The 20,578-nt window shown below is 46.2% G+C and carries 16 protein-coding genes and 1 pseudogene; 9 read left to right on the top strand and 8 right to left on the bottom strand.

The genetic code is table 11. The features are described from left to right. Nucleotides 1-26: 26 nt before the first annotated feature. Entirely contained in the window at nt 27-347 is a 321-nt protein-coding gene (locus LDB27_RS05370; protein WP_000708235.1) for a hypothetical protein, read from the top strand. Nucleotides 348-500: 153 nt separating this feature from the next. Here LDB27_RS05370 and LDB27_RS05365 read toward each other — a convergent pair whose 3' ends face one another. After that, a complete protein-coding gene (locus LDB27_RS05365) occupies nt 501-923 on the bottom strand; it encodes a hypothetical protein (RefSeq protein WP_000650716.1) in 423 nt (140 codons plus the stop codon). Nucleotides 924-1,846: 923 nt separating this feature from the next. Between LDB27_RS05365 and LDB27_RS05360 the strand changes: the two genes are divergently transcribed. Both LDB27_RS05360 and LDB27_RS05355 read left to right on the top strand, forming a co-directional pair. Beyond that, the gene (locus tag LDB27_RS05360) at nt 1,847-2,410 is read left to right on the top strand and encodes a helix-turn-helix domain-containing protein (RefSeq protein ID WP_000072438.1); all 564 of its coding nucleotides are present in this window, start codon (nt 1,847-1,849) and stop codon (nt 2,408-2,410) included. Between the two features lie 82 nt (nt 2,411-2,492). After that, nucleotides 2,493-2,723: a hypothetical protein gene (locus LDB27_RS05355; protein ID WP_157747415.1), complete on the top strand. Its 231-nt coding sequence runs from the start codon at nt 2,493-2,495 to the stop codon at nt 2,721-2,723. 213 nt (nt 2,724-2,936) lie between these two features. Here LDB27_RS05355 and LDB27_RS05350 read toward each other — a convergent pair whose 3' ends face one another. The 3 genes from LDB27_RS05350 to LDB27_RS05340 form a co-directional block, all read right to left on the bottom strand. Beyond that, the gene (locus tag LDB27_RS05350) at nt 2,937-3,245 is read right to left on the bottom strand and encodes a hypothetical protein (protein ID WP_001026702.1); all 309 of its coding nucleotides are present in this window, start codon (nt 3,243-3,245) and stop codon (nt 2,937-2,939) included. Nucleotides 3,246-3,260: 15 nt separating this feature from the next. Further along, nucleotides 3,261-3,470 (bottom strand): helix-turn-helix transcriptional regulator, encoded by a 210-nt coding sequence (locus LDB27_RS05345; protein ID WP_000794735.1) that lies wholly within the window; start codon nt 3,468-3,470, stop codon nt 3,261-3,263. A 122-nt stretch (nt 3,471-3,592) separates the two neighbouring features. Then, nucleotides 3,593-4,444, bottom strand: coding sequence for a DUF6387 family protein (locus LDB27_RS05340; RefSeq protein WP_000800626.1), 852 nt, complete (start codon nt 4,442-4,444; stop codon nt 3,593-3,595). A gap of 340 nt (nt 4,445-4,784) precedes the next feature. On the opposite strand from LDB27_RS05340, the gene drt3a reads away from it, so the two are divergent. Further along, nucleotides 4,785-6,059, top strand: coding sequence for an antiviral reverse transcriptase Drt3a (gene drt3a, locus LDB27_RS05335; protein WP_001530977.1), 1,275 nt, complete (start codon nt 4,785-4,787; stop codon nt 6,057-6,059). Further along, a complete protein-coding gene (drt3b, locus tag LDB27_RS05330) occupies nt 6,050-8,062 on the top strand; it encodes an antiviral reverse transcriptase Drt3b (RefSeq protein WP_001185451.1) in 2,013 nt (670 codons plus the stop codon). The genes drt3a and drt3b overlap by 10 nt, the downstream gene beginning before the upstream one ends. A 1,329-nt stretch (nt 8,063-9,391) precedes the next feature. On the opposite strand, the pseudogene LDB27_RS05325 reads toward drt3b, so the two are convergent. From LDB27_RS05325 to hin, 4 genes and pseudogenes are all read right to left on the bottom strand, one after another. Then, nucleotides 9,392-9,612, bottom strand: a pseudogene (locus LDB27_RS05325) (helix-turn-helix domain-containing protein); the annotation flags it as partial. A gap of 27 nt (nt 9,613-9,639) precedes the next feature. After that, nucleotides 9,640-10,179, bottom strand: a complete 540-nt coding sequence (gene fljA / locus LDB27_RS05320; protein WP_000389002.1) for a phase 1 flagellin gene repressor FljA — start codon at nt 10,177-10,179, stop codon at nt 9,640-9,642. A 67-nt stretch (nt 10,180-10,246) separates the two neighbouring features. Beyond that, complete coding sequence (locus LDB27_RS05315) at nt 10,247-11,767, bottom strand: FliC/FljB family flagellin (protein WP_000079792.1); 1,521 nt, start codon at nt 11,765-11,767, stop codon at nt 10,247-10,249. A gap of 363 nt (nt 11,768-12,130) precedes the next feature. Continuing rightward, on the bottom strand, nt 12,131-12,703 hold the full coding sequence (gene hin / locus LDB27_RS05310; RefSeq protein WP_000190917.1) for a flagellar phase variation DNA invertase Hin: 573 nt from the start codon (nt 12,701-12,703) through the stop codon (nt 12,131-12,133). Between the two features lie 690 nt (nt 12,704-13,393). On the opposite strand from hin, the gene iroB reads away from it, so the two are divergent. The 4 genes from iroB (at nt 13,394) to LDB27_RS05290 (ending at nt 20,567) form a co-directional block, all read left to right on the top strand. Further along, a complete protein-coding gene (gene iroB / locus LDB27_RS05305) occupies nt 13,394-14,509 on the top strand; it encodes a salmochelin biosynthesis C-glycosyltransferase IroB (RefSeq protein WP_023230705.1) in 1,116 nt (371 codons plus the stop codon). An 80-nt stretch (nt 14,510-14,589) separates the two neighbouring features. Continuing rightward, nucleotides 14,590-18,246, top strand: coding sequence for a salmochelin/enterobactin export ABC transporter IroC (iroC, locus tag LDB27_RS05300; RefSeq protein WP_001111825.1), 3,657 nt, complete (start codon nt 14,590-14,592; stop codon nt 18,244-18,246). Nucleotides 18,247-18,355: 109 nt separating this feature from the next. Next, nucleotides 18,356-19,600, top strand: coding sequence for an esterase family protein (locus LDB27_RS05295; protein WP_001239938.1), 1,245 nt, complete (start codon nt 18,356-18,358; stop codon nt 19,598-19,600). 31 nt (nt 19,601-19,631) lie between these two features. Then, nucleotides 19,632-20,567 carry an alpha/beta hydrolase gene (locus LDB27_RS05290; RefSeq protein ID WP_000274359.1) on the top strand — a complete coding sequence of 312 codons (936 nt, stop codon included), beginning with the start codon at nt 19,632-19,634 and terminating at the stop codon, nt 20,565-20,567. Nucleotides 20,568-20,578: the final 11 nt, after the last annotated feature.

The raw sequence follows: 20,578 nt of genomic DNA, 5'->3' as shown, positions 1-20,578 counted from the left end.
CAATGCCACAACCAGGGAATCCTTTTATGAAAATTTATGCCGCTATCACACTCGTTACTGCTGTCTTTTTCCTGAGCGGCTGCAACAGCGAACCTTCAGAGCAGGATCTTTATAATGCCATGAATAAAGTCGTAGAGCAGACAAATGCCATCGTTAAATCACTGGCAGGTAAAGATGTCCCGAAAGATGCACTGCGGGAATTAAAATCAGTCAAAAAACACGACTGTGCAAAAATCTCGGATAAAAGCTACAAATGCAACGTGACAGTTGTTGTCAATAGCGACAAACGCACTGCAGCGATCACAGTGGTCAAAACGGATGATGGCTGGCAGACCATTGAAAAATAGGGCCACTCAGTAATATGTTTAGGCAGGACGTCGAAGAACCGGCTCCTGCTTTTTTCTGCAATCAACGCCGTATCACAGACATGACCAGGCGTCTAAAGACCGTTGCGGTACGCCGCTGTCATCACACTGACCTGACTTAACCATCCCGTTGGTTCATAACCTTTTCCTGCCACCAGGGCGCGGAGTGTATGTCATCGAACCCGCAATACGTTTTTTCTCATACTGTGCCAGCAAATCGGCATAGACACGCTCCGCCCTGGCAACATCCTGTGAAATGTAGTTTACCAGCGAGTTGAGCGACTGAAGCAGCGTGTTGCCGTTGGCGAACTGGCTGAGCAGATTGCCGTTGAGACAGGACGCAACGCCAGAGAACATCTGCATAATATTATCGACGTGAAAACAGGAATTGCTGTACTTCGCCTGCGCATAAAAATACTTCAGATGGTAACCGACAAACAACACATAGAATTTTCGGTAAAAGTCATTGCCCTTTGGGCTATGACAATGTCTGGTAATGTATTTATCAATCACCCATAGAAATTTTTCTTCCTGATCCTGAGTATGATCATCTTTCATAAAATATTCCTTTTTTAGTTTTTATATTTAAGTACTATCAGATCTGAATATAAAATCAATACTCACGCTAAAATATTTTTCTTTATACAAACAAAAAGTTTTTTTATCAAAATATCCCCGTCTGTTGGCACAGATAGGATAATCAGAGTAAAACATTCTTATTGATATAATGTATTTCTCCAGCTGTGTTTTTCAATATTTAAGATAAAACCCTTCAGGAATATTTTTAGCAGAGTGCTACGCACCGGCTCCCGCCCGCAACTTCGCATGCGTCTGTTATTTCATGATTTCATCAACAGTAAAAGCACTACAGACAAGTGTAATATGCAGCGCTGCTGAGTGCCCATAGCACTCACTCGCTGAAGCAGAACGGATTTTTCCGATGGGTTTTCGGCGTGAGCCGCAGTCTGAAAGCAGGTTAATCATTGTTATCTGACCACTGGTGCGAAGCGTATTTCATTCAACAGGTACTCATGGCAGCGAAGCCCTGAAGCCCAGTTGCGCCACATGCAGGAGGCGCTGGCTTCATTAAAAGCAGTAACATAACAGGAGGAAAACCAATAATGACAGTGTTTATCTGCGAGTACACACGAAAATTTTTTGGATAAAAAACGCGAAGCTGTGGTTTCTTGTTTCTTTATTACTCTTTTATCATGTAAAAACAAAAAATAAAAAAATTATTAAAATCAATAAATTAACAAACCATCAAAGTTATAAATTTCACTACCTAAAGTTATTCATCTCATAACAGGTGATTGTAAAACTTACCACCCTTCGTAATAACTCTCATAACCCATTACATTCACGCCTGATCATTATTTTTTTCATCAAAAACAAAATAAATTATATTTTATCAAAAAATACTATTGACAATTAATTTAAATCTGCCATAAGTAATATCACAATAATAAAAAGGAGGCATTATGTCAAATACCAATATCATGTTAAGCAGACAACAAAAATCCGTTATAGCAAAAGCCCTTGACGTCAGCCCTGAAGAATTAGAAGAAATAAGTATCAAAACCAGCATACACAAAAAAACGTCATTTCGTGACGACTTCTCACTGGTATTCAAAGGTAACATTGCCACTCTCGCGAGAATGAAACTGACACCCACGTCATTTAAAATCGTTATCTATCTGTTTTCGATCCTGGATTACGGTAACATTCTTATTAATTTTTCACAGTCCAAAATTGCAAAAGAACTCGGACTATGTAAATCCAATGTTTCACGTGCATTCAGAGAATTATTTGAGAAGAAAATACTGCTTCGTGACACCGAACATGACCATGTTTACCTGAACTCAAATCTCTGTGTAAAAGGCATTCCGCGCCGCTTCAATGAAGAGCAGATGGATAAGTTTAAAAAGTCTAGGATAGATACCGAGGATTTTGACGATGCCTTCAATCTTTACCATTCGGGCAGGAAAGTAAAGCCAAACAGAAAGCCCGTAACCCTGTTTCCTGCGGACGACATACCATTTTAATCCCTATTGTGCGGGTAGTAATCATGGCTCTCACCTGCACATTAACTGAGGACTCATTTATAATAAAAAAAGAGGATCATTTATGGAACAAAAACGCCCTTCATACCTTCTTACAGATAAACACGCATCAGCGAAAAGAAAGCAGAACGAAGAAACAGCTAAAGCATTTTACCTTCTCACACACATTGCCGCGAAAAAAACCTGTCAACCGCATTATACATCTGAGTTTTCAGCGTGCAAAAATAGTGGCGCTGAAGGAAGGCGTACATATCACACCCGCCCGGTTCTATCGGGCTATCAATGCATTGATTGATGCGAACACAATTGCGCGTACAGAGTTTAAATATCAGTATATCCTTAACCCTGCATACTTTAGATTTCTGAAAACAGACCCAACATAGTAATCTACAGGGCTATGATTTTTCATTCCCGCAATATCCCCCAATAAATTGAATGAAGAACAACACCATTCATTGTCACTTCCGTAAAGTTTAAGACTCCGTTCCTAAACTTTACTCTGTAAGACTCACACAGGCATACCAATACTATAATAGATCACTGCTTTCGCTACTCCTTCTACGTAATCCCGTGATTTTATTATATCAAACCACAAATCAAATATATCAGCCTGAGCAAGCATATTCATTTGACGGACTTCTTCCAGCATTTCCATTCTGTCGTCAGTAAATAAACGACTCAGCAACTCAATGGCCTCCATGACCTTTTCAGTTGGCTCCAGTTTTTCAATACGATCAATATAAAAAATTTCGTCAAAAAGGTTATCATCAATAATTTCCCAATAGCCTTCGTACTGCTCAAAATCACTTATGTTCATTTTTATCCCTCTTGTTTACGCTACATGAGATCTTGAACTGTTAATGACCGCATCAATCCACTCGTCTATCTCACTCTCGACAAAAGCCACTGCGCGGGCGCCAATCTTTACTGGTGCAGGAAACCGTCCTTCGCTAATCAGACGATAAATCCAGGCCTTTCCATAGCCCGTACGCTGCAGGACTTCAGGAAGACGGATAAGGCGGGTTGGTTGATTGTTTTTCATATTTAGTACCCCTTCTTCGTTTCGTTGAAACCACTGTAAGGCTGATCCCAACAAAAAAGGAGCGTGCTTCCTGTCTGCAGGGCTGTCCTTGTACCAAAGATGTAAAGATCCAAAAATTCATCTCAGCCAGAATCCGCGAGTTTCATCACGTCCGAAACTCTCATATTTTTAATGTGAGCGTTACGGTTAATGAACAGATTGAACTGCTTGATAAAGTCGATTGTGGCTGCTTTCATCGCAAGGGGTCGATCGGAGTCTTTTATATGGTTCTGCTGACGAACGACAGATTCATCATCGTCGTCGGTATACAAAAGGCGGGAAAGACGATCATCTGAAATTCTCACTTCGTGTCTTTTTGCCCAAAGTAAGATATCCAGCATTGCCACCAAGCGATAGCTGATGATTTTTTTGATTGTCCCATACCCAAACCTAACCACACCGGATTGATCTATCGTGACATTCTTAATCTTTCGCCATTGAGGGAGTACCGATTTTATGGAGGCGGTTATCTCATCATCTGTGCCACTCGCGAGATCAATTTCTAGCATTACGGTATTTTCACATAACGGCGCCATCACCTCAGACACATAGGCCTGATGGTGCGGTAAGTTAACGCCGTAAACATCTCCGCCATCCCATGTAAAGAGCTCTGCTGACAGTGCAGAAACGCCGAGCTGCGCCAGTCTGGTGATATCCGTCAAGAACACATGAGGAGGGTTGTAGAGGCAGTCATAATCCGCCTCGAAATCCAGTGACGTTTCATCGAAAAGGAGAGGCCTTCCATCGAAAATTTTGACCATATACTGCCACAGCCCCTTCTTCTCCTCATCACTCGGCCCAGGCTTGTAAAGCAGAGCCCTCGCCCAAAGTTCGTAGTAAAGAGCATAAAGAGTACAATTTTCCAGTGCCCGGTAGTTATCGATATCAAACCAGGTTCTGATCTCCTGATTGTGCTCTCGCGACCAGTTTTTCATAGATACAGTCTCCATCATACTCAGAGGCGCATACCCCTTACATATCTCAGGTTTATCTGGCTTAGGCTATGACGCTAACCCACTAGAGAATCGGAGAAAAGTAAAGACTGTTTGATTTGTGAGCTTGATTGATTGCAATTTAAGCGCTCGACACAGGGCAGGATGCCAAACACCTTCAACAGAGAGGTCGGTAGCTCCAGCATATGCAAGCTAACGTTGCTTTGGAACTTCAACTAAGTACCAAGAGTGGACGGTTCCTTAGTATCAGGCAAGTATATGATTGCACCTAGCGGTGTAAAGAGTTATAAAAAAGCATAAAACGTTGTATTGTGAGACTTTAATGAACCGGCAGCCATTTACTTCATCAGCACTTAAACGTAATTTAAGCGAAAGTGAGAAAGCCTATTATTTTAGCAAAGGAAATAGCGAAAAATTAGAATCATTAATTAACGATGCAGTATTAATTGCCAATGAAAATTTTCGTTCTGGAGTCAGTGTCAAAAAATTAAACATCAAGGGGCGTTGTGTTTATTCCGCATCGAATTTAAAAGAAAAATTAATACTGAGGCATTGCAATTCCAATCTGAAGTGTCTGGAATCACTTTTGCCTAAACAAAGAAATAAAATAATTGATGAATTGAAGCTTTATCTTAGAGAAGGCACACAGTTTAGGGTTTATCGGCTAGATATAAAGTCTTTTTTTGAGTCCATCCAGTTGCCCCAGCTTTTTAAATATATGCATGATGAGTCGAGACTATCCAGGCATACTAAAAACCTGCTAGAATGGTATCTTAAAGCTTGTGAGCGTATTCATGCCACACAAGGCTTACCTAGAGGGCTTGAAATTAGTCCAATGCTATCTGAATTATATTTGTCAGAGTTTGATCGCAATATCAATCGACATCCAGAAGTATTTTATTACTCCAGGTTTGTAGATGACATGGTGATTATTTCAAGTGGGAATGAAGACCAAAAGACCTTTATGAAACAGGTAGTGGATTTCCTTCCTAACGGTTTGAAACTAAATAAAAACAAGCTAAACATATCCCCTTTAATTCCTAAAAGAAGTAAAGGGGATAATAATAATGATAAATTACTCCATAAATTTGATTTCCTTGGTTATTCTTTTGCAGTTATAGATACACCATTAGCAAAGAATACAGTAAACATCATATATAGAAAGATAATTATTGACCTATCAAGCGGTCGATTGAAAAAAATAAAAACAAGAATATCAAGAGCCTTTTATGCATTTAAGAATAATGGTGATTATAAGCTATTACTAGACAGGATTTCTTTTCTAACTAGCAATAGAGATTTAAACAGAAAAATTAAATCACTGAGTTCAACTGAGAAGACCAAAATTAGCACCGGAATATATTATAGCAACGCTCGGCTTGACGAAAACTCCAAGACACTAAAGCAACTGGATAACTTTTTAATTTATTGTGTAATGTCAAATAGAGGGCGTTTGAATAGTGTTGCCAAGCATTCTTTAAGTATAAACCAAAGAAAGGAATTATTGCGAAATAATTTTACGAAAGGTTTTTCTGCAAGAATTTATAGGAAATATAATTTTCAACGTTATACAGAGATTACTAAAATATGGCTCTAAAAAAGAATATTAAACTTGATAAAAAGGATTATACCAGAGCTTTGTTGTGTGATACCCAACCAGCAGACTGTCCGATTATTTTCTCAAATGATGGGCTTTATGCTAATTTGGCATATTTTGATGTTAACTATAAAACATCAACAGATTTTACTCCTCTTTCATCTTTCTTAAAAAAAATAATTAACCCATCGTTGGACTTGTCTATTACGGTTGATGAAAGAGAGCAGAAAAGGAAAAAACAGAGCTTCCCTTTCGGTTACTGTATTGTTAAAGATTCTTTTAGCTTGAGACGTCTTTCTTTAATTCATCCGAGATCTCAACTTAATTATTGTGAGTTTTACAAAAATTATTCATCAGTTATAACCTACAATTCATCAAAGAGTAATTATTCAATAAGATATCCTAAGAAAGTTGCCAATTCATTCTTTTTATATGAGAAGAATGGAGCGGAAAGATATAAAGGGGAGGATATTGAAACTACTGAGGATGAATTAATGAGGAAGTACTCTTCTTCATATTTTTCGTATGGTGGTTTCAATAGAATATATAAATTATTCCAAAGTAAATCTTTCTTTGAACTTGAAAAAAGATTCTCTATAATGTGGATGCTGGATGTATCACATTGTTTTGATAGTATCTATACTCACTCAGTGTCGTGGGCTTTAAAAAATAAAGCTTACATTCGCAAGCATGTAACTAACAGTAATCAGTTTGGTCAAGAATTAGATACATTGATGCAGCGAAGTAATAATAATGAAACAAATGGCATCCCAATAGGCTCTGAATTTAGTAGAATATTTGCCGAATTGATCTTCCAACGAATCGACAATAATATTGAGTTGGATCTTATGGATGAGCATGGGTGGAAAAATAAAAAAGACTATGTGATATTAAGGTATGTTGATGATTTTATTGTGTTTTGCAATAATGAATCGAATGCAGAAATAATTTCTAAAACTATTAATGTGAAATTAAATGAGTTTAATCTCCAACTAAATAAAAATAAATTCAAAAAATATTCAAGACCATTCTGCACTAGCAAAACAGGACTTATTATCAAAGTTAATGAGTTAATTCAAAATTTGGAATCAAAATTATACGAAAAGCATGACGGCAATATTGTTCTTAATAAGATAAGAAATAAGCATGATTTGAAAGTATATATGATTAATAACATTAAGTCTATATGCTTAGATAGTCAGGCTTCTTATTCAGATGTATCGTCCTATTTGTTATCCTCACTGTCTAAAAGATTAATAGCACTTATCCATCACTTTTCTTTTGAGAAAAATAAAGATGAAGAATTTAAAAAAATCAAAGATGTAATATTTACACTATCTGATTTAATGTTATTCTTTTTTAGCGTTAATCCAACAGTATCATCCTCGTACAAATTATCTAAATCAATGATCATTATTAATGATTATTTGAAAGGGATTTCAAGTGATTATAGTAATATTTTTATGACATCATTGGTAAATACTGCTGAAAATATCAATTTTGGTGATAATGACAATGGATTATTTATAGATGATTTTATATCCATTGAAAAGGTCAATTTAATTTTGGCAGCAACGTTTTTTGGGGATAACCACCTGGTAAGTGAATCTTTTTTTGATGGGATTTTGCACCAAAAGAAATTAGATTACTTTACAATCATATCCTTATTATTCTATTTCAGGAATAGAAATTCATTTCAGGCACTTAAGAGTATAGTTGAAAGAAAAATTATAGAATTACTATGTCCAGATATGGATTTGTTACAGTCTTCGGAGAAGGCACATTTATTTTTGGATGTAATGTCTTGTCCATTTGTATCAATAAAAACAAGAAGATTTATATATATAAGATATCTAAAGTCTTTTGAGCCAAAAAATCTAAGAACCCACTCTGAGATTGAGAATGATTTGCAATCAATGCTCCAATGCTACTGGTTTGTCAAGTGGGATGAGTTAGATCTTTTAAAGATGATAGAGAAAAAAGAATTGAAGGAAACTTATTGATCTGATAAAACATTAATGTGGTCAGTTTCGAAATACTTACGCATTATTGGTAAGATAAAATCTTATGTTACCAATAATGTGATTTCGCTAGATTTGGAATCGGCTTAACTGCTTAAACTTATGCTAACAGAATTGCTTAAGACCTAACCATTCTTTGGAATGAGATGGGGCTTCCAGGTCCAGTTGAGAGTAGTCACTTACTGTTTGTAGCTTAACCGAAACGGTTTGTGTTACTTACACACCTGATGTTGAGAAGCTGGCCACACCTTCATCTAGTTTTCTAACTCATTCTGTGTTGAATAGAATGCGTTTTTTGGTTACAAATACCTATTTTACTTGTAATATCCAATTATTTCATCATGTTGCGTATGTCTAACCCCCTATGATCATGACTCTACTACCAGTGGTTTAAAAGACATATCATAGTCCTGAATGGCTTTAGTATGCGAACTCACAGTCGATACTAATGTCCGTTTTTCGCTCAGGTGCCATAAAAACCCTAACCAAAACTGAAGTGCGTATGGCTATGCAAAATCTGGAATCGATCTACTACTGGTCAACCAGCGCGAAATTTTGTGTAGGAGCGCATTTTAGACTCGATTGTTATCTGCTTCTGCGTTCTACTACGTTTTCATATACCCTAAATTCACGACCAATATCGCTACTCTGCCAACTGGCCGCTTCGAGCACGAACGTACAAAGTATACCATCTGCTCAAATGGACAACTTTAGTGAGCCAGTACACAGTGAATGAATAACTCGAAAGGTGATTAATAGCCAAGCATTTTTTGCCTTTTTTTATAATGAATTACAATGCAATTGGAGTACATCTCATTGTAGTTGCTATAGAGCAGCTTTCGTTACACCCTCAGTGTTCAGACGCTACGAGCCCCACCACATTCACAGTTAATGTGTTAAGGAGTTTATTATTTTAACATAACCAAGCTTGCAGGAACCATGCGAAGGCGGTGGCTCAAGTTTATGGTTCCCTCATGGGACCCAAGGTAAGATATGTTTCTATTAAATATATAAATATCAATATATTATATAATATATTTTAGGGACGCCAGCACCAAATGATGATCCGGATACGTCCGGTGAAGTACAGAAAGCCCGCACGGCACAAGCCCTGCGGGCTTTTTTACATCTATTGCCGCCTGGTGAGGATTGCTGAGAGCCTCACGGGCATTGACGTCAAATGACGCAATGGGTGACAGGGCAAAACGCCAAAAGTCTCACCAATAACTCCCGAAAGAATTGGAATACGAGAGTCAAAGAAAATAGAACACTCACTGAGAGTCCTGCCTGGCTGGGGCAAAGCTCGCAGTCAGACTGTCGAGCATAAAGATAAGCAGTTGCCCGTGAGACGCCAGGATGTTGGGCTACGGTATCCATAGATTTACGAAGATTCAGCAGACCTTCTTTGCGAAGCTTAATGATCAATTCTTTTCTGTCAGCTGCTTTAAGCGTCCTGGCCGTAGTGGCACGAGCAGCGGCGAAACTATCTATGCGCTGTCGAATGGTCTCTGTCCTCCAGGATCAATATTTTCTGACGGAATTTTTTATTACCGTATGCGTTATTCAGCGTAGTCCGAAGACGTGATCCTGCTCACCCAGTCAAACATAACTTGCATATGATTGCCATTGGGTTTCCTCACACCAACCTGACACGCATTTACGCCTGTCGTTTTGCCAGTCAAAACCTGTCCATACTTCATATAGATTTTGATACCGACTCCCTGTTTATAGCACTTATTGCAAATCGAGAAATAATCTCTTCTTGATGGAGTATCTTGCTGAAGATTAAATTCGTCAGCCGGCACCAGCGAAAGATTAAAAGCGTCATTACCTGATAATTCTTCAAGAATTGCCAGAGACTCTAATTTAACTTCAATGCGATTATTTCCTTTAGGTTTATCCGAAGCCAGAATCAAATTTTCCCTCGGATTAAACTTCGCAATGTAGCCTGTGATTATCCGTGCATTATTACTCACCAATCGGACAGGGATATCATTAAAGCGTAGAAATTGAACTCGACGAGCAAGCATAGAATAATCCCGCGGCCATATTTCAGCCTCTCGCCCGTAGGAAATATCATTTACAGCCATACATTCCATAAAGATATATTCATCTATGCTGAATGAAAAAGCCCCGAATTCACGGGGCTGAATAAAACGAAATAAATTAACGTAACAGAGACAGCACGTTCTGCGGGACCTGGTTAGCCTGTGCCAGAACGGAAGTACCGGCCTGCTGCAGGATCTGCGCGCGAGACATGTTGGAAACTTCGGTCGCATAGTCAGAATCTTCGATACGGCTACGCGCTTCAGACAGGTTGTTTACGGTATTGCCCAGGTTGGTGATAGCGGAGTTAAAACGGTTCTGTACCGCACCCAGGTCAGAACGCAGCGCATCCACCTGCGCCAGCGCGGCATCAATTTTCTGCAGCGGGTTTTCGGTGGTTTTAGCGGCTGCTTCAGCCAGCTCTGGCTGTGCTTTAAAATCATGACCAGCGGCTTTGCTGGCATTATAGGTTTTACCGTCGATAGTAACGACTTCGGTTTTACCGTCTACGCCACCCAGTTGGTTAGCCGCTGTTTTGGTAGTGCCGTCAGCAGCGGTATAACTTGTGGTTTTAGCTTTAATTGCTCCTGTCGCTTCATCGTAATCTGCGGCGTAATACTTATCGCCAGCTTTAAGCGCATAACCGCCTTCAATTGTCTTACCATTTTTATCGGTATAAGACATTTTGACCAACTCAGCGCCATTAGCATCGGTAGCGTCAACGCCGCCAGCAATTAAGGCATTTTTAGCATCTGCGGAAACAACTGCCGGTGTATCTTTTAACTCCTGTACTTCTGTTTTAGTTGTCGCACCAGCAGGCATTGTGGTTTTAGTTGCGCCAGCCGCAAGGGTTACTGTACCGTCAGTAGCAACGTTAACTTCATAATCGCCATTTTTGTCGAGATCAGCACCAGTAAAGCCACCAATAGTAACAAAGTACTTGTTATTATCTGCGTCAAATTTAACCGCACTACCTGTTACACTAGGTGCACCATTCGTACCACCCGTAGCCGCTTTAATAGCTGCATCATCAAGACCCGATACATCCAGTGTAGTACCATTATTGGCATAAGCTTTCGTTGTTACTGCTGTATCTTTCACATCATACGCTTTCTGCACGTTCAGTGAATCCAGACCCAGGGTCTGAGAGTTGATCTGCTTCAGATCGATATCGATAGTTTCACCATCGTTGGCACCAACCTGGATGGTCAGGGTGTTGTCCTGCGCCAGGACTTTCACGCCGTTGAACTGAGTCTGGCCGGATACACGGTCGATTTCGTTCAGGCGCTGGGTGATTTCAGCCTGGATGGAGTCGAGGTCAGACTGGGAGTTGGTGCTGTTAGCAGACTGAACCGCCAGTTCACGCACACGCTGCAGGTTGTTGTTGATTTCGTTCAGCGCGCCTTCAGTGGTCTGCGCAATGGAGATACCGTCGTTAGCGTTACGGGAGGCCTGAGTCAGACCTTTGATGTTCGCGGTAAAACGGTTAGCAATCGCCTGACCTGCCGCATCGTCTTTCGCGCTGTTGATACGCAGACCAGAAGACAGACGCTCGATAGCGGTGCCCAGTGCGGACTGGGATTTGTTCAGGTTATTCTGGGTCAGCAGCGACAGACTGTTAGTGTTGATTACTTGTGCCATAAAATTTTCCTTTTGGAAGGTTTTTGATAACCAATGTTATGCCAGGCTTACCTGTGTCATCCAGGTTATCGACACTTAAGGCATAAACTTTACTACTTTTTCTATCCGTAAATGCTTACATCTAACAGTTTGATTAAAAAGCCTTTCTATGTGAACACTGCGTCTGGTAGTGTTTTGAGCGATGTCGTCTATAGCTGGATATAACATAGGCTTTATCGTGAGTGTGTTATACTATATATGTTAATGCGTTGAATTTTTTCTCTTTTTTATTAGATGCTGTCTTTTTCGTATACCCTTTCGGTTTATTCATGCCATACGTCTGTATTACAAAAATGTTATATCCATCCTGTTGTAATTTTTATTTTAATTCATTCGTTTTTTTATACGATTTGCCGGAAAGTATCTGTATAAGGTGGATACGCCAATACCAAAAATAATAGCTAATTGCTGCCGAGGATGGCCTTTCTCTAATAGTCGGCTAATCTGTTCCTGTTCATGTCTATTGATCGCCCGAGGGCGCCCTCCCAGTCGTCCTTGCGCTCTGGCGGCAGCCAGTCCGGCAAGGGTTCGCTCGACAATTAATTCTCGCTCCATTTCGGCCAGTGCTGACATTACATGAAAAAAGAATCGCCCCATCGCGCTACTGGTATCAATACTATCGGTTAAAGAATGGAAGTGAGCTCCACGTTCATGTAATTCTGATATTAACGCCACCAGGTTTTTCACGCTGCGGCCCAGTCTGTCTAATTTCCAGACGACAAGAGTATCGCCTTTATTTACATACTTTAACGCTCGTTTCAGGCCGGGGCGGTTTGCAATCTTGCCACTGATACGGTCCTCAAAAATGCGGTCACAATTTGCACTAGTAAGCGCATTACGCTGTAAATCGATATTTTGGTCAATTGTTGACACCCGAATATACCCAATAGTAGCCATGATTTTCTCCTTTACATCAGATAAAGAAGAATTTTAGTCGCTTTTCTCATGGGAGATTGTTTTATCAAAAACCTTGGTTTTCAAGAACCAATAAATCGTGTGGCTAATGCGCTATAAAAATCGCAGAGCGGTGACGATATTCCGCATAAGGAGCTGTTCGTTCGTAACATTCGAACGGTGACGTTAAAGCCGGTTTCATTGGTTAATGAAGACGAAGGGGACAAAATTACTACAGAGTTGATACCACAGAGATAGTCCAGGCTCGCAGGTGATACGAGATTTAACGCCGTAAAATCTGCACAGAGCACGATCTGCCGCCGGACACCATTAAATTGCCCCGCAACGCGTTATCAATACTACTACCTACGCTTCCCGTTACCTTGTTGTCGGTACGTTTACCTCATTGTCTGAAAGGTTATTTGCAAAGTTATCATTAATAATCCACGGGCGTCTGGTATGCGAATCCAGTTCCCCAATCCTGGCGCTTTGCCTGTGCGACCATACGCGCGTAAATAAGCCTGAAACCAAACTTCACCGCTTAACGCTCTCCTCTTTCCCGATTTTTACGCAAAAAATCATCACATGATCAAGTGTCGTATTAGTTATTGCATTTTACAAATGATATTGGTAATTATTATCATTCTCATTAACGACTTGTTCGATTTATGACGTGGAGAGAGAGGATTTCTCATGCGTATTCTGTTTGTCGGTCCACCACTGTATGGACTGCTATACCCTGTGCTGTCCCTGGCGCAAGCGTTTCGTGTTAATGGCCATGAAGTGCTGATTGCAAGCGGTGGAAAATTTGCACAGAAAGCAGCCGAAGCTGGGTTGGTGGTATTTGACGCTGCGCCTGGTTTCGATTCGGAAGCGGGTTATCGCCGTCAGGAGGCATTACGAAAAGAAAATAACATTGGAACAAAAATGGGGAACTTCTCATTCTTCAGCGAAGAGATGACTGACCCGCTGGTCGCGTTCGCCGGGCAGTGGCGACCAGATCTCATCGTCTACCCTCCCCTTGGGGTCGTTGGACCACTGATTGCCGCTAAGTATGACATTCCGGTAGTGATGCAAACCGTCGGCTTCGGTCATACGCCCTGGCACATCAAAGGCGTGACGAAATCACTTTCTAACGCCTACCGCCGCCATGGGGTCAGCGCGCCACCAAGAGATCTGGCGTGGATAGACGTCACACCGCCCAGCATGAGCATACTGCAAAATGACGGAGAGCCGGTTATCTCCATGCAATACGTCCCGTATAACGGCGGCGCCGTCTGGGAAGAATGGTGGGAACGTACACCTGATCGCAAGCGTCTTCTGGTCAGCCTCGGCACCGTCAAACCGATGGTGGATGGCCTGGATCTGATTTCCTGGGTAATGGATTCTGCCGGCGAAGTAGATGCCGAAATCATCCTGCATCTTCCGGCAAACGCCCGCTCGGATTTACGTTCGCTGCCGCCGAATGTCCGTCTGGTCGACTGGCTTCCGATGGGCGTTTTCCTTAACGGCGCCGACGGTTTTATCCACCATGGCGGCGCAGGCAACACCCTGACGGCGCTACATGCCGGCATTCCGCAGATAGTCTTTGGTCAGGGTGCCGACAGACCCATCAATGCCCGCGCCGTGGTCGAGCGCGGATGCGGAATTATTCCCGGTAAGAGCGGGCTTACGAGCAGCATGATCAATACCTTCCTCGGTAATCACGCGCTTCGCGAGGCGTCGCAGGAGGTCGCGGCGGAAATGGCGGCCCAGCCTTGCCCGACCGAGGTGGCAAAAAAACTGATCGCCATGCTGCAACACGGCTAACCGCGGCAGCGCAATGACAATGTGGCGGCTGAACCCAGCGTGTGTCGCCATATCTCATCTTTCACCGATAAGGAGGCTTAATGCCCGCGACTCATTCCCCCATGCCCGCTCGTGCCTGGATAGTTCGCCTTGCCCGCGTGTGTTGGGAACGTAAAACACTGAGTATCATTGTCATCGTAGCATCAGTATCGACCATTTTACTGGCTGCGCTGACGCCGTTAATAACGCGTCAGGCCGTCAATGACGCGATAGCAGGCGATACGACCCGCCTGCCGTTACTTGCCTGCGGCCTGCTATTAATTGCCCTTTTTGATTTTATCGGGAATTACGTGCGCCGCGGCTATGCCGGAGAACTCTCGTTGTGGGTTCAGCATACGTTACGTAGCCGTGCGTTCGACAGTATTCAAAAACTGGACGGCGCAGGCCAGGACGCCTTGCGTACCGGGCAGGTCATTTCGCGTACCAACAGCGATCTTCAACAGGTACACACCTTGCTACAGATGTGTCCGGTGCCGCTGGCGGTGCTCACTTACTATGTGGCCGGTATCGCGGTGATGCTATGGATGTCGCCATCCATGACGCTTATCGTGATTTGCGTACTGGCCGCCCTTGCTATTACCGCCCTGCGCGCCCGTCGCCGTGTTTTCGCGCAAACGGGGCTTGCCTCAGACCGGCTGGCGCACATGACGGAGCATATGCGCGAAGTATTGGAACAGATCTCAGTGGTGAAGTCCTGCGTGGCGGAGTTGCGCGAAACGCGTTGGCTCGATGGTCAATCGCGGCAGATGGTGCGGGTACGCATCGGCGCCGCTATCTCGCAGGCGATGCCGGGCGCAACCATGCTGGCGCTACCGGTGATAGGGCAGATCGTCCTGCTGTGCTATGGCGGCTGGTCGGTAATGAATGGGCGCATCGATCTGGGAACCTTCGTTGCGTTCGCGAGTTTTCTCGCTATGCTGACCGGCCCTACCCGCGTACTGGCATCGTTTTTGGTTATCGCACAGCGCACACAGGCGTCGGTGGAGCGCGTCTTCGCGCTTATCGACACGCGTTCTCGCATGGAAGACGGTACTGAGTCGGTTGAAGGTCAGATTATCGGGCTGGACGTGGAGAAGATGAGTTTCCACTACGACAACGGTAACCGTATCCTCAATGAGATCTCGTTTTCCATTCACGCCGGTGAAACCGTGGCAGTGGTTGGCGCATCCGGCTCAGGGAAATCAACGTTGCTGATGTTGCTGGCGCGCTTTTACGATCCCACCTCTGGCGGGGTGTGGCTCAACACCACTGCGGGTCAACAGAATATTCGCGACCTGAAACTGACGGCGCTTCGTCGTCGCGTTGGCGTAGTGTTTGAAGACGCGTTTCTGTTTGCCGGTACGGTGGCGGAAAACATCGCCTATGGGCACCCGCAAGCGACTCAGGACGACATTCGACGCGCCGCCGATGCCGCAGGCGCCAGCGGGTTCATCAATGCGCTACCGCAGGGGTTCAACACCCGACTGGCCGAACGCGGAAGCAACCTCTCCGGCGGCCAACGCCAGCGTATTGCGCTAGCCCGGGCACTGATTACCGCGCCGGAACTGCTGATTCTCGATGACACCACCTCGGCGGTCGATGCCGGTACTGAAGCGGAAATTAACACGGCTCTTGGTCGTTATGCCGATAATGAGCATATGCTGCTGGTGATTGCACGCCGCCGTTCAACACTGCAGTTAGCCGATCGGATCGTCGTGCTGGATAAAGGCCGCGTCGTGGATATCGGTACCCAGGCGGAGCTGGATGCAAGGTGTCCGACGTTTCGCTCGCTGATGAGCGGCGAGGGTGATTTTCTCGCCCTCGCCCCGGCGGAACAACGTGCGCTATGGCCAACAACGCCGACGGTAAAATCCGACGACGCGCATGAGCGCCAGCCCCCCGCCGGAAAAGGTTTTGTCGACCGGATGACGCGCGTTCCGGAACGCGCCGTACAGATGGCGCTGGCAGGCCACGGGCGTCAAGTCTCATCGCTGCTGACGCCAGTAGCCTGGATGTTCGTCAACGCCGCCCTGCTTATCGCGCTTGATTCCGCCGCAGGCGTTGGCGTGCTGGTGCTTTTGCAGCGCGGTATTGACTCAGGCGTTGCCGCAGGGGATATGTCGACTATTGGCATATGCGCCCTGCTCGCGCTGTGCCTGGTAGCGATCGGTTGGTGCTGCTATGCGCTGCAAACGATCTTCGCCGCCCGCGCGGCAGAGTCGGTACAGCATACGGTACGCTTACGCAGCTTCAGCCACCTGCTACGCCTGAGTCTTCCCTGGCACGAGAAACACATCGACTCGCGTCTTACTCGCATGACCGTCGACGTTGATTCACTCGCCCGATTTCTGCAAAACGGTCTTGCCAGCGCGGCCACCAGCATCGTGACGATGGTCGCTATCGCCGCGGCAATGTTCTGGCTTGACCCCATTCTTGCATTAACGGCATTAAGCGCCGTGCCTGTAGTGATGCTGGCGACGTGGATTTACCGCCGTTTGAGCTCGCCTGCCTACGCCCAGGCACGGCTGGAAATTGGTAAGGTGAACAGTACGCTTCAGGAAAAGGTCTCCGGTATGCGGGTAGTGCAGTCACACGGCCAACAGAAGCAGGAAGCCGCCAGGCTACGGGCGTTATCAGACAACTTCCGCGCCACCCGCGTGCGGGCGCAAAAATACCTTGCCGTTTATTTTCCGTTCCTGACCTTCTGCACCGAGGCCGCCTATGCCGCCGTGCTTTTAATCGGGGCGACCCGGGTCGCCGAAGGCGAAATGACGCCCGGGATACTGGCGGCGTTCTTCCTGCTATTGGGCCAATTTTATGGCCCGGTACAGCAGTTGTCAGGCATTGTTGATTCCTGGCAGCAGGCGACCGCCAGCGGCAAACATATCAATGCGCTATTGGCGACTGAGGAAACGGAGAATATTGAACCGTCCTCCATAACGCCTGGCACTGGCGGCGCGCTACGTCTGGAGGCATTGACATTCCGCTATCCCGAAAAAACGCAACCTGTGCTTGATAAGCTCTCGCTCACCATTCCGCCAGGAACGGTAGTCGCGGTGGTCGGACGTAGCGGCGCCGGCAAATCGACGCTGATCAAACTGCTGGCCGGGCTCTACTCTCCCGGCAGCGGGCAAATCCGTGTCGGTGAGCGCCTAATTGATGCCGCGTCGCTTAGTGATTATCGTCGCCAGACGGGGCTGGTCACTCAGGATGTCGCATTATTTAGCGGCGATATTGCCGAAAATATCCGCTATTCGCGGCCAGACAGCAGCGACACGGAGGTGGAGATCGCGGCGCGACGGGCGGGACTCTTTGAAACTGTGCAACATCTGCCGCTGGGGTTTCGTACTCCGGTCAATAACGGCGGCACGGATCTGTCCGCGGGCCAGCGTCAGTTGATTGCCCTCGCCCGCGCGCAACTGGCGCAGGCGCACATTCTGCTGCTCGACGAGGCGACAGCGCGTATCGACCGCAGCGCCGAGGAGCGCTTAATAACCTCGCTTACCGGAGTGACGCATACCGAGAAACGCATCGCGCTTATCGTCGCGCACCGGCTGACCACCGCTCGCCGCTGCGATGTTATTGTCGTAATCGATAAAGGATGTATCGCTGAATATGGTAGCCATGAGCAGTTGATAGCGGCTCATGGCCTGTATGCTCGTCTGTGGCGGGACAGCGTCGGCCAGACACGCGATACGCAAGGAGAGGTCACAGGATAGTTTTTATCGCCACGATTTACGCAAAAGAAAGCCCGCAAGCGGCTGTTCCTGTAACAGCCGCTTTAGCTATTGATACTGACCGAAATATAAATGAGATGGAATACAAAGAATGAGACTGAGCCCGCCCGTCGCTCCTGTCGCTATACAGACCGCTACGCGCCTTCGCCGCCAACTCGCCGCCGGAAGCCAGGTTGACGCTTCTCACTTCTGGCGAGAAGCAAACTCGCTCGCGCTGCCGCTGGTGACAGCCATTAACGGCGCAGACGATGAACGGGAAGTCACCTTCCTGTGGCGTGCCGCCTCTCCTCTGCGGGGGGTTTATGTTCGCCTGAACCGTGTCACCGATAAAGATAACGTGGCGAAAGGTATGATGACGCAACTGCCCACAACGGATATCTGGCATCTGACGCTTCGCTTACCAGCGTCCTACTGCGGTTCCTATACGATGGTCGAAATACCACCGGAAACCCCGGACGAGACGGTGTTGCAGCTTGGAAGCCGTTTCGCCTCCCTTGTCGGGAAGGCGGACCCGCTGAACAGCACGCCGGGAATAAATGTTCGGGGCAATGCGCAGGAATCCGTTCTGGCGCTGGATCACGCCCCGGCACAGGAGGAGTGGTCAGGCTGTCGCGCTTACGCCGGGCAGCTTTTCACCTCAGAACATCGGCTCGCCGGACAACGTCGCCGTGTGCGGCTGTATCTTCCTGACGTTCCTGTCGTACAACCGCTGGGCTTACTGGTACTCACGGATGGCGAGATCTGGTTCGACCATCTTGGGGTAAGTGCCGCCATTGACGCTGCCATCCGCAGCGGACGCATCGCGCCGGTGGCCGTACTCGGCATTGATAACATCAACGCGCGTGAACGCGTCGCAATCCTCGGCGGTCGCCGCGAGCTGGTGCTCGACATTGCCGAACGCCTGCTGCCAGCCCTTCGCGCCAAATACCCGGAACGGCGGTGGGCGGACCGTACACAAACGGTGCTGGCAGGGCAAAGCCTCGGCGGCGTGACCGCGCTGATGGCGGCCCGCCACGCGCCAGAGAGCTTCGGCCTGGTGCTGAGCCACTCCCCCTCAATGTGGTGGACGCCGGACAACCGCAATCGCCCGGACCATTTCAGCGCAGAAGAGCGTTCATGGGTCAGCGAACATGTGTTATCCGCGCCCTCGCCAGCCGTACGTACGCATCTGTGCGTGGGATCGCTGGAAGGTTCGACGGTCCCGCAGGTCAAACAGTTGCATGAAAAATTGCGCGCCGCCGGCGTCGAAAGCCATTGCAGCGTGTACACCGGCGGTCACGATTATGCCTGGTGGCGCGGCGCGCTGATTGACGGATTACGTCTACTGCCCCGATAAAACTTCACCTGCCAAAAAGGAATCACATCCGATGTATGGTCGCCAGTACCACAACAAGTGCTATCGCATGGCGCTATTTTTAGTGAGTTTTTGTTTTAGCGCGCTGAGTTATGCGCAGCCGGATATGCAGCCATTAGGGCCGAATATTGCTGATAAAGGTTCGGGATATTACCATTTTAGGGTCAATGACTTTCAATCTGCTGATGGCGCAAGACATTACCGGGTATGGACCGCTATTCCCAATAAAGCCGCCCCGCCGTCGGGTTATCCTGTCTTATATATGCTGGACGGCAACGCAGTGATGGACAGGCTGCCGGAGGCGCTGCTCAAACAACTGGCAGACCACTCGCCGCCGGTGATTGTGGCGATTGGCTATCAGACTAACCTGCCGTTTGATCTTAACGGCAGAGCTTATGACTATACGCCGGCGCCGGGAATCGATCGCGATGGCAGTGAAAATAACCCGCGTTTTCATCGTAAAACCGGCGGCGGGCCAGCGTTCCGCCAGCTACTGGAGAGACATATCGCGCCGCAGGTGGAACAAGGAATAACCATCAACCCCGAACGGCGCGGGGTATGGGGACATTCTTATGGCGGCCTGTTCGTTTTGGACTCCTGGCTGTCGTCATCCTTCTTTCATATCTATTACAGCGCCAGCCCGTCACTCAGCAGGGATAACTTTGCCCTGTTGAATCGCCTTACGACAGTGAAGCCGTCGCCGTTCTGCCATAAAAAACTCATCATAATGGAAGGTTCAGCGTCGAATGGGGATAGCAGGCAACGCCAGATGGCCGAGCTCCTGCAAAAAGTTCAGGAGACCGTGAGAACGCTTGAGAACAACGGCGTTAACGCGGCCCTGCAGCATTACCCGGGCATGGGCCACGGGCCCATGTTTAACGCCTCTTTTCGTAGTGCATTGCTGGATATCAGTCGCGAACCGGCAAGCCAAGAACCACGCTGCCATTAACCCGTCGCCAG

Source organism: Salmonella sp. JXY0409-18, assembly GCF_020268625.1.
GTDB classification, from domain to species: domain Bacteria; phylum Pseudomonadota; class Gammaproteobacteria; order Enterobacterales; family Enterobacteriaceae; genus Salmonella; species Salmonella enterica.
This window is presented reverse-complemented; position numbering and strand designations above follow the sequence as displayed.